Origin of the sequence: Photobacterium kasasachensis (genome assembly GCF_050336885.1) — a bacterium.
GTDB classification, from domain to species: Bacteria; Pseudomonadota; Gammaproteobacteria; order Enterobacterales; family Vibrionaceae; genus Photobacterium; species Photobacterium kasasachensis.
Genome location: NZ_JAKJSH010000046.1, coordinates 1 through 9,355 on the forward strand (window position 1 = coordinate 1; position 9,355 = coordinate 9,355).

Here is a 9,355-nt window from a genome sequence, read left to right on the forward strand (position 1 = left end):
CCATGCCTAACGCCTGGGATAAGGTGCGCCACGAGGAACTCACCAAACCCACTAAACTTCAAACCAAAAATGCCGAGTCAAACAAGTCACCTTGATACCTTTGTTATGCAACTCCATCCATTAATACGATCATACTTGGCCGAAAATCCTTCCATGCATGATGAATCTGCGACATACAAGCAACAAACACAGGCTCTGCTAATTGCGATTTACTTTCAACTATTTGAGCCAAACCATCTTGCATGACAACCTGATACGGAGAAGCTTGGCTGCTGCACCAGACCAATAGTCAAAGAAATTCGCCAGCACTTTCACAGCTGAGCAACGTTGTAATTCGGTGTTGCATTGCCAGAATCAAAGGCAGCAAAGGCAGCAAAGAAAGCAACAACCTGCTTATCTCCGGACTTTCAGGCAGCCTTTCGCTGAACGAATGGCCAGAGAAATCGTGGAAATGAGCGATGAACTATCTACCATTGAAAATCTTGGCTCTAGGTGCATAACGCCTGCAATAAGGTGCCCCACCCTAAACTAGCAAAGCACACTGAACTTCATACCAAAACCGCCAAGTGTAACGGGTCACCTTGATTGCTTTGTTAGGCATTTCCACTTGTGGCTTCCCTACCTAGCCGTCGAACTCTCAGCGCGCTTCGGCGCCAACCATGGGATACAGCACACACGAATATTCACGAGACATGTAAACTATCAACACCTTAAAGCCAGCTACATTTGCATGACAGCCTGATGAGGAGCTAATCGAGGCTGCATCACTGAACGGAAGGGTTAAGTAAACGACATGCCTTTCACAGCGGTGTATCGAAGAAGCTAGGAATGTATATTGCCATCGTCAATGGCAACAAAGAACGGAACAACCTGCATTTCCCCGAACATTACGGACAGCCCTACGGTGAACGAGTGGCCTAAGATTTCCCGTTCTTGGGCGATGGGGTTACGACCAGATCCAAAAGCAGGCTTTTCCCATGCCTAACGCCTGCRATAAGGTGCCCCGCACTRAACCAGTAAAGCGCACCAAGCTTCRTACCAAAACCGCCGAGTGTAACGGGTCACCTTGATTGCCTTGTTAGGCATTTCCACATGTAAAATTCCTACTTGATCGGCCAACTCTCAGCGCAGTCCGCCGCCAACCATGGGATACAGCAACAATGAATCTTAACGTAACATAAATACTTTCAACACCTTAAAGCCAGCCAAACTTGCATGACAACCTTACGAGGTGTTAATTGAGGCTGCATCACCAGGCTGACAGGTTGAGTTGTCGACAAGCCTTTCACTGCGGTGCAACGAGGAAACTAGGAACGCTTATTGCCATCGCCTGAGGCAGCAAAGAACGTAGCAACCTGCATTCCCAGATCTTTAAGGACAGCCTTACGATGAACGAGTGGCCTAAGATTTCCCGTTCTTGAGCGATGCGGTTACGACCAGTTCAATAAGCAGGCTTTTCCCATGCCTAACGCCTGCAATAAGGTGCCCCGCACTGAACCAGCAAAGCACACCGAACTTCATACCAAAACCGCCGAGTGTAATGGGTCACCTTGATTGCTTTGTTAGGCATTTCCACTTGCGGCATTCCTACTTGACCGACCAACTCTCAGCGCAGTCCGCCGCCTGCTTTGGGATACAGCAACAAAGAATCTTAACGTAACATAAATACTTTCAACATGTTAAAGCCAGCTAAACTTGCATGACTAACTTATGAGATGTTAATTGAGGCTGCATTACCAGACTGACAGGTTGAGTTGTCGACAAGCCTTTAACTGCGGTGCAACGAGGAAACTAGGAACGCTTATTGCCATCGTCTGAGGCAGCAAAGAACGGAGCAACTTGCATTTCCACTCCCTTAAAGTACAGCCATGCAATGAACGAATGGCCTAAGAATTCCCGTTCTTGGGCGACATGGTTACGACCAGATCAAAAAGCAGGCTTTTATCATGCCTAACGCCTGCCATAAGGTGCGCCCCACTGAACTTACCAATCCAACTGAACTCCAAACCAAAACTGCCGAGTGTCATGCGTCACACTTGATGGCCTTGTTATGTTCATTTTTTATAAGCCAACGGACTTGAACAAGTTCTCAAGTCACCTGATGCATATCTGACTTTGACTTGTTGTGACATCTTCGAGCTAGACTTTGGCTTAAACCAATCTCCTGAAAGTAATAAAAGTGCCAATGCGAAATCCAACCTTTGGTATCTAGTAGCAGAACCAACCCATTCCTCAAAGATTTGTTTTGCTTTATCTTCCGATAATACTTTTCTTTGACCTGTTAAAACGAAATACGCTTGCTTAAACTCTTTTAACTCCCAATTTTTGGGATTACTGTGAAGTCGCTTAATCGTTACTTGAGCTTGTTCATAACTTAGTTCCAAAGCCTAACCCCTCTAGCTATATTTAAAACACTGCTTTTTAATTGGTAATCAGCGCCCCATGAACATAACGCCAGCCATAAGTTGCGCCACGGTAAACTCACCAAGCGCACTGAACTCCAAACCAAAACCGCCGAGTAAAACGCGTCAACTTGATGGCCTTGTTACACCTTAATCGCAATCGACATACCCGCCATATACTCCACATTTGGTACAGCGAAATATATATGCTGTAGGAGAATCATTTTTTGATAAAGATGAACAGAAACTGTTCCACTCAGCACCTTCTAATCGAGTGTCAGCTTTTAAGGCATCAATAAGCTCACCACCAATTTCCAGTACTTAACTTGTTCCGGCTGCACCTAAAAACTCACCCGCGTCATGGCAATGTGTCCACCACCGTTCTTGTTGCCAGCCACAAAAACCGGGAGTTCTCGTAGAAACCTCAAGAACAACTTCCTCAGACACACTGTCCCATGAACCATAATCACCAATACCATCAGAATCAGTAAATTCAGCATAAAATTTTTTGCTTGCAGAACCATCGGCAATACACCAAGGACAAATACATTCATCCAGTTCTTCTTCCGTGTAAACAGGCCCTGTATAAATGTATCCAGTTTGCTTTCCACAGCACTTACATTCATTCTCAGATGTTTCTATTGCACCAGTTTTTAATGGAAATGGATGATATTTAAATTGAGGAAGTTTCATATTTCTCCTTTAGGTGTAACGCCTGCGATAAGGTGCCCCACGCTGAACTAGCAAAGCACAACAAACTTCATACCAAAACCGCCGAGTGTAACGGGTCACCTTGATTGCTTTGTTAGGCATTTCCACATGTGACATTACTACTTGGCCGGCAAACTCTCAGCATGATCCACCGCTAACCATGGGATACAGCATCCACGAACCTTCACAAGACATGATGACTATCAACACCTTAAAGCCAGCTACATCTGCATGACATCCTAATGAGGTGCTAATCAAGGCTGCATTACCAGGCTAATGGGTCAAGTTAACGACAAACCTTTCACAGCGGTGTATCGAAGGAACTATGAATTTCTATTGCCATGGTCTGAGGCAGCAAAGAACGAATCAACCTGCATTTCCCCAGAACTTTAAGAACAGCCCTACGATGAACAAATAGCCAAAGAGTTCCCGTTCTTGGGCGACGTGGTTACGACCAAGTCATAAAGCAGGCTTTTCCATGCCTAACGCCTGCGATAAGGTGCCCCGCACTAAACTAACCAAGCGCAACGAACTCCATACCAAAACCGCCGAGTGAAACGGGTCACCTTGATTGCTTTGTTATGGCGCGCTCAAGGAGTCCAAGACAAACATCAGGCACGCTACCGCCGAACAGGATCATTTACCTGCCATATGATTAAGGCATCAAACATTACTTAGTAAATGGGAAGTTGAGAGATCGCAATTTTGTGATTTGTTTCAGGTAGCTACAACTTTATCCTGAGCCTTTTGGCAGGAATCTGAGCAAAATTTACTCAGGAGAAGAATGGGCTTAAGGCTAAATTAAAAACCTACATGAAAAGGATTGCCCTCACCTATCGATGTTAATCGGTGCATGAAGAAAAAATACAACGAGCACAACACTACAATCGAGCGTGCCGCGGACAGATACCGACTGAGGCGGGTTTCATTGCAAACACCCCACACCATAACAGGCTTGGAAAACTACGGATTGCTAGCAGCTAAGCACGACTCAGTTATGATGAAGCGACTGCCACGTTGCCTGTACGCTTTTGCGCCATAACGCCTGCAATAAGGTGCCCCACACTGAACCAACAAAACGCACCGAACTTCATACCAAAACCGCCGAGTGTAACAGGTCACCTTGATTGCTTTGTTATGAGTTTTTGTGAAGACTACTACGGATCGATTTCCATTCTTCCCAAGCATGTTCGGGGTCTATGTCAATGTAACCTCTAGATTGCTCAACTTTTTCCAAAGCATGCCGTGGCATAACAATAGAGTCAGCATTATCAAGTACTTTCAGTACCTCATCCTCGGTCAAGAGAGAGCCTTTTTCTTTCTCTTTGTTTAGTAGCACAGCAACTAATGCCGGTACGGGTACGACAACTAGTTCTTCTTCCTCAATTTTATTCATGTATTTAATCGTCTATTGTTTAGGAGGCGTGAATTCGTAAGCAGAAGCTAAGTTACAATTAAGACATTCAAAACAACTATAGTGGAATCTGCAAACTCTTGAATCTCACGCCAATGCTGCCCGTATTATGACACCTTCAACATATTCCGCTAACTCATAACGCCCAATTAACGTGTGAGCAACGCATGCACTGAACTAAACCACTGCGCCGTATACACTTAACTCAACCCGAAGTGAGAGCGCCAAGCGTTGCGAATCACTGTTGAATTGTTTGTTAGCATGATTGCCCAAACATGCGCTCCGTTGCCTGATTTACAAGCTTTTCATAAAGTGGTTTAGCTCTTTTTTCATTTGCTAATTCAATTAGCTCGCCAAGAGCATACACTGACACGACTACCGACAGCCGAAGTAATAAGCGTACCTCGTCATCTGGAATATTTGGCGTGATTATACCGTTTGGAGCTATTTGCCTATTTGCAAGCTGAATACCACCATGAGTAAAGTCATGAGAAAAATTCTTAACATCGGACCAAAGCCTTGAAAACAGTTTTGTCTGGCCAGTTTTCTGTTCGACGAGTTCAATCAACTCCCAAATTTTTGGCCACTTGTCTTTATATAAGGCTCTGTTGGACTGAGCTTCTGTAGCTATATTGCGCAACCACGCAGCTCTCATAGTATTTTCTATAGTTGGACGCATAAGAGCGAAAGCCGATGCAAAGTTCTTTTTCTCACACAGTAATTGCAATGCATCGCAATGGTTTATAGATACAAAAAGCATCGCACTAATCGTTTCGTTATAGCCAACTGACTTCACCTCGATTTGTTCAGATATTCTCCAAACAATTTCCAAGTGTTCTCTAGTATCAAAAATCATTTGCATCGATTTTATCCCTTGCATGCTAACGCCTGCAATAAGGTGCCCCACACTGCACTAACAAAGTACACCTAACTTCATACCAAAACCGCCGAGTGTAACGGGTCACCTTGATTGCTTTGTTAGGCATTTCCACATGTGAAATTCCTACTTGGCCGACGAACTCTCAGCGCAGTCCGCTGCCAACCATGGGATACAGCATGCACTAAATCTCAAGTAACACTAATACTATCAGCATCTTAAAGCCAGATACATTTATATGACATCCTGATGAGATGCTAATCGAGGCTGCTTCACCAAGCAGATTGGTTAAGTTGAAGACAGGCCTTTCACAACAATGCATCGAGGAAACTATGAATGTTTATTGCCACCGTCTGAGGCAGCAAAGAACGGTTCAACTTGCGCTTCCCAGAACTTTAAGGGCTGCCCTACAATGAACGAATGGCCTAAGATTTCCCGTTCTTGAGCGATGCTGTTAAGACCAGATCATAAAGCAGGCTTTTCCCATGCCTAACGCCTGCAATAAGGTGCCCCGCACTAAACTAACAAAGCACACCAAACTCCATACCAAAACCGCCGAGTGTAACGGGTCACCTTGATTGCTTTGTTATGTGTAAAACCATGCTCATTTGTATAGAGAAAGATATGTATCCAAAGGCTCTTCAGCTACCCAACACTTAAGAGTACCTTCAATTGATAAACCTAACGGGTTATGAGGAGTACATATTCTGTCGAGAGGCACTAGAGAACTTTCGATCTGATATTCAAAAGTGTAATAGTCTGTTTGATATATAAATTTATTCCCTAGCAGGCTACCGAACTCGTCATCGTGCGGCATAAAATAACGTGTGACTATATGAACTTCTTCGTCTTTTTCTTCAATAGACTGCGAAACAACATTGACCTGCCCTTCGTAACATTCAAATATTAGCTCTGAAAATTCATATTCTTTGAAAACATCAGTCACATTGATGGGACGAAAATAAATGTACGGATGACAAAGTACATTTTCCTTAGTACTAAAAACAACACTTAGTTCGTCATGAGACACTTGCGCGTATAAACTTTTCTTGAGGACTAAATGTTGGTCGAAATATATAACTTTGCACAAAATATCATTCATTAATGCAATCTCACTTTAACTTATTGACAAATTCAAACTAGATTTTACACATAACGCCCTGTTAAGGTGTGAGCAACGCAATACCGAAACTGCCGCATACCACCTTAATCACTAAAACCAACGCATAGTAAAAATGCCAAGCGTTGCGAATCACTCTTAAACAGATTGTTATGCGTTGTTCAAAAAGACATACCTTCCACTGACTGTAGCAACATTTATCAATGCCTTAGATGCCATATCTAAGTTGGTTACTTGATTATGGATCTGAGTAATATCCTTGTTTCCGTGGAACAAGTTATTTCTGAGTCGATAAACTATCAACAATATTGCGTGAGCTACTTTTAGTGCATCTGTTTGATTGCCCAACAATACATCCGACACTAGTTTAACGTGCGGTTTATGAGTAAAGCCTAGTTTATCGAATGGCTTATTCGTTGCACCTTCTTCAATATATCGATTCGACCAAAACGCCAATTCTTCAGAAAAATCAATGTGGTCTTTAACTAACCGACAAGCTACATAAGCGAGTTCATCAACAGCAGAATCAGCATCTGCCAACTCAGTCCCCTCAAACACAGCCCACATTACGCAAAAGTCTGCGATAGCTGTATATGTAACACCGTCATCAAGTCTCGTGTTTTCTAATTTACCTGATAACCAATTTTGTACTTCTGATGTCATAATTTCCTCGTAAACGCATAACGCTCTGTTAAGGTGTGAGCAACGCAATACCAATGCTGCCGCATACCACCTTAAACACTAAACGCAACGCATAGCAAAAATGCCAAGCGTTGCGAATCGCTCTTAAACAGATTGTTAGGCGATCTTTTCAAACCCTGTTGTTCGTAGCTTGTCCCAGTAGTTTTGATGTATTGAAATACCTGCTTGTCGTAGTTGCTCAATGTCAACTCCCTCAGCTAAATTGATGATCACACTATTATTTTCAACGACAGCACTTTCAACAATCTCGAGCAGATTAAAGTCATCAGCGAAAGCAGCCACATGCATTTGGTAATCTTCTGGTTCTGGCATAAATGGACATTCTGCATTTACATCAGCTACAGTAATTTCTCTCAAACCTAATCTATATTTCATTATTACTCCTTAATTACCTAAAAGGTCGCCTAACGCCCTGTTAAGGGGTGAGCAACGCAATACCGATGCCTCTGCAAACCACCTTAAACACTAAAACCAACGCATAGTGAAAATGCCACGCGTTGCGAATCCCTCTTGAACAGTTTGTTAGGTTTTGGGCTTATTCTTCCAATGAACCCAATCTGTTAGATTTAATTGCTTGCGCCTAATGTAGTAGAAGGTTGCCATAACTAAACCAAACAATGCGCCAGTAAGTAACGAGATATAAACCGCTTCTAAAACTGGTTTGCCTAGCTCGTCCCACACAAGAAACCATTGGAAGATTCCCCAAACAGGAGCAAAGAAAGCCACACAAAGCATAACGTTTGCGAAAAAGCTCTGATAATAAGGCGGTGGAAAACATAGTCCTAGTTTACGTAACAACTTTACAAGTGGAGGATTGTAGTTCGACTTCCAAACACCTTTGTCACTTAATTCTTTGTGTGCAAGTTGTAGCTTCGTTTCATAATCCATGATCCAGAATCCTCGAATTCGATTTTTCCCGCAGAGAAACCTAACGCCTGCAATAAGGTGCCCCTCACCAAACTAACAAAACACACTGAACTCCAAACCAAAACTGCCGAGTGTAACGGGTCACCTTGATTGCTTTGTTAGGCATTTCCACTTGTGATAATGCTACTTGGCCGCCGAACTCTCAGCGTACTCCGGCACCAACCGTGCGATACAGCACTCACTAATCCTCACGGGATATAATAACTATCAACACCTTAAAGCCAACTACATTTGCATGACAGCCTGGTTAGGAGCTAATCGAGGCTGCATCACTGAACTGATGGGTTAAGTAAACGACAAGCCTTTCACAGCGGTGTATCGAAGAAGCTAGAAATATATATTGCCATCGTCAGAGGCAACAAAGAACAGAACAACCTGCATTTCTCCGAACGTTAAGGACAGCCCTACGATGAACGAATGATCTAAGATTTCCCGTTCTTGGGCGATGAGGTTACGACCAGATCCAAAAGCAGGCTTTTCTCATGCCTAACGCCTGCGATAAGGTGCCCCACGGCCAACTTACCAAGCGCATCGAACTTCAAACCAAAACTGCCGAGTGTAGTGGGTCACCTTAATTGCTTTGTTAGGCATTTCCACATGTGAAATTCCTACTTGGCCGTCGAACTCTCAGCGCAGTTCGCTGCCAACCATGGGATACAGTATGCACTAAATCTCAAGTAACACTAATACTATCAGCATCTTAAAGCCAAATACATTTACATGACATCCTGATGAGATGCTAATCGAGGCTGCTTCACCAAGCAGATTGGTTAAGTTGAAGACAGGCCTTTCACAGCAATGCATCGAGGAAACTATGAATGTTTATTGCCACCGTCTGAGGCAGCAAAGAACGGTTCAACTTGCGCTTCCCAGAACTATAAGGGCAGCCCTACAATGAACGAATGGCCTAAGATTTCCCGTTCTTGAGCGATGCTGTTACGGCCAGATCATAAAGCAGGCTTTTCCCATGCCTAACGCTTGCAATAAGGTGCCCCACACAAAACCAGCAAAACACGCCAAGCTTCATACCAAAACCGCCGAGTGTAACGGGTCACCTTGATTGCTTTGTTAGGCATTTCCACATATGAAATCACTGCTTGGCCGATGAACTTTCAGCATTCTTCGCCGCCAGCCATGGGATACAGCATACATGAATATTAACGGAACATGATTACTAACAGCAACTTAAAGCCAGCTACACT

Annotated in this window: 7 protein-coding genes and 1 pseudogene; all 8 read right to left on the minus strand. The window is 43.6% G+C overall.

Annotated elements, in window-relative coordinates; all coding sequences use genetic code 11:
* Positions 1-2,054: 2,054 nt before the first annotated feature.
* A complete protein-coding gene (locus L4D19_RS29820) occupies positions 2,055-2,384 on the minus strand; it encodes a hypothetical protein (protein ID WP_428455404.1) in 330 nt (109 codons plus the stop codon).
* A 168-nt stretch (positions 2,385-2,552) separates the two neighbouring features.
* Positions 2,553-3,095: pseudogene (locus L4D19_RS29825) on the minus strand (CbrC family protein).
* Positions 3,096-4,248: 1,153 nt separating this feature from the next.
* The gene (locus L4D19_RS29830; RefSeq protein WP_428455405.1) at positions 4,249-4,509 is read right to left on the minus strand and encodes a hypothetical protein; all 261 of its coding nucleotides are present in this window, start codon (positions 4,507-4,509) and stop codon (positions 4,249-4,251) included.
* 274 nt (positions 4,510-4,783) lie between these two features.
* Positions 4,784-5,407, minus strand: a complete 624-nt coding sequence (locus L4D19_RS29835; RefSeq protein WP_428455406.1) for a DUF6988 family protein — start codon at positions 5,405-5,407, stop codon at positions 4,784-4,786.
* Positions 5,408-6,008: 601 nt separating this feature from the next.
* Positions 6,009-6,506 carry a hypothetical protein gene (locus L4D19_RS29840; protein WP_428455407.1) on the minus strand — a complete coding sequence of 166 codons (498 nt, stop codon included), beginning with the start codon at positions 6,504-6,506 and terminating at the stop codon, positions 6,009-6,011.
* A 168-nt stretch (positions 6,507-6,674) separates the two neighbouring features.
* Complete coding sequence (locus tag L4D19_RS29845; protein WP_428455408.1) at positions 6,675-7,187, minus strand: hypothetical protein; 513 nt, start codon at positions 7,185-7,187, stop codon at positions 6,675-6,677.
* Between the two features lie 135 nt (positions 7,188-7,322).
* Positions 7,323-7,601 carry a hypothetical protein gene (locus L4D19_RS29850; RefSeq protein ID WP_203533991.1) on the minus strand — a complete coding sequence of 93 codons (279 nt, stop codon included), beginning with the start codon at positions 7,599-7,601 and terminating at the stop codon, positions 7,323-7,325.
* Positions 7,602-7,748: 147 nt separating this feature from the next.
* Positions 7,749-8,114 carry a DUF6404 family protein gene (locus L4D19_RS29855; RefSeq protein ID WP_428455409.1) on the minus strand — a complete coding sequence of 122 codons (366 nt, stop codon included), beginning with the start codon at positions 8,112-8,114 and terminating at the stop codon, positions 7,749-7,751.
* Positions 8,115-9,355 lie beyond the last annotated feature (1,241 nt).

Coding starts and splice junctions, on each gene's coding strand:
- L4D19_RS29830 (WP_428455405.1), bottom strand. CDS start 4,509: ATGAATAAAATTGAGGAAGAAGAACTAGTTGTCGTACCCGTACCGGCA.
- L4D19_RS29855 (WP_428455409.1), bottom strand. CDS start 8,114: ATGGATTATGAAACGAAGCTACAACTTGCACACAAAGAATTAAGTGAC.
- L4D19_RS29850 (WP_203533991.1), bottom strand. CDS start 7,601: ATGAAATATAGATTAGGTTTGAGAGAAATTACTGTAGCTGATGTAAAT.
- L4D19_RS29840 (WP_428455407.1), bottom strand. CDS start 6,506: ATGAATGATATTTTGTGCAAAGTTATATATTTCGACCAACATTTAGTC.
- L4D19_RS29845 (WP_428455408.1), bottom strand. CDS start 7,187: ATGACATCAGAAGTACAAAATTGGTTATCAGGTAAATTAGAAAACACG.
- L4D19_RS29835 (WP_428455406.1), bottom strand. CDS start 5,407: ATGCAAGGGATAAAATCGATGCAAATGATTTTTGATACTAGAGAACAC.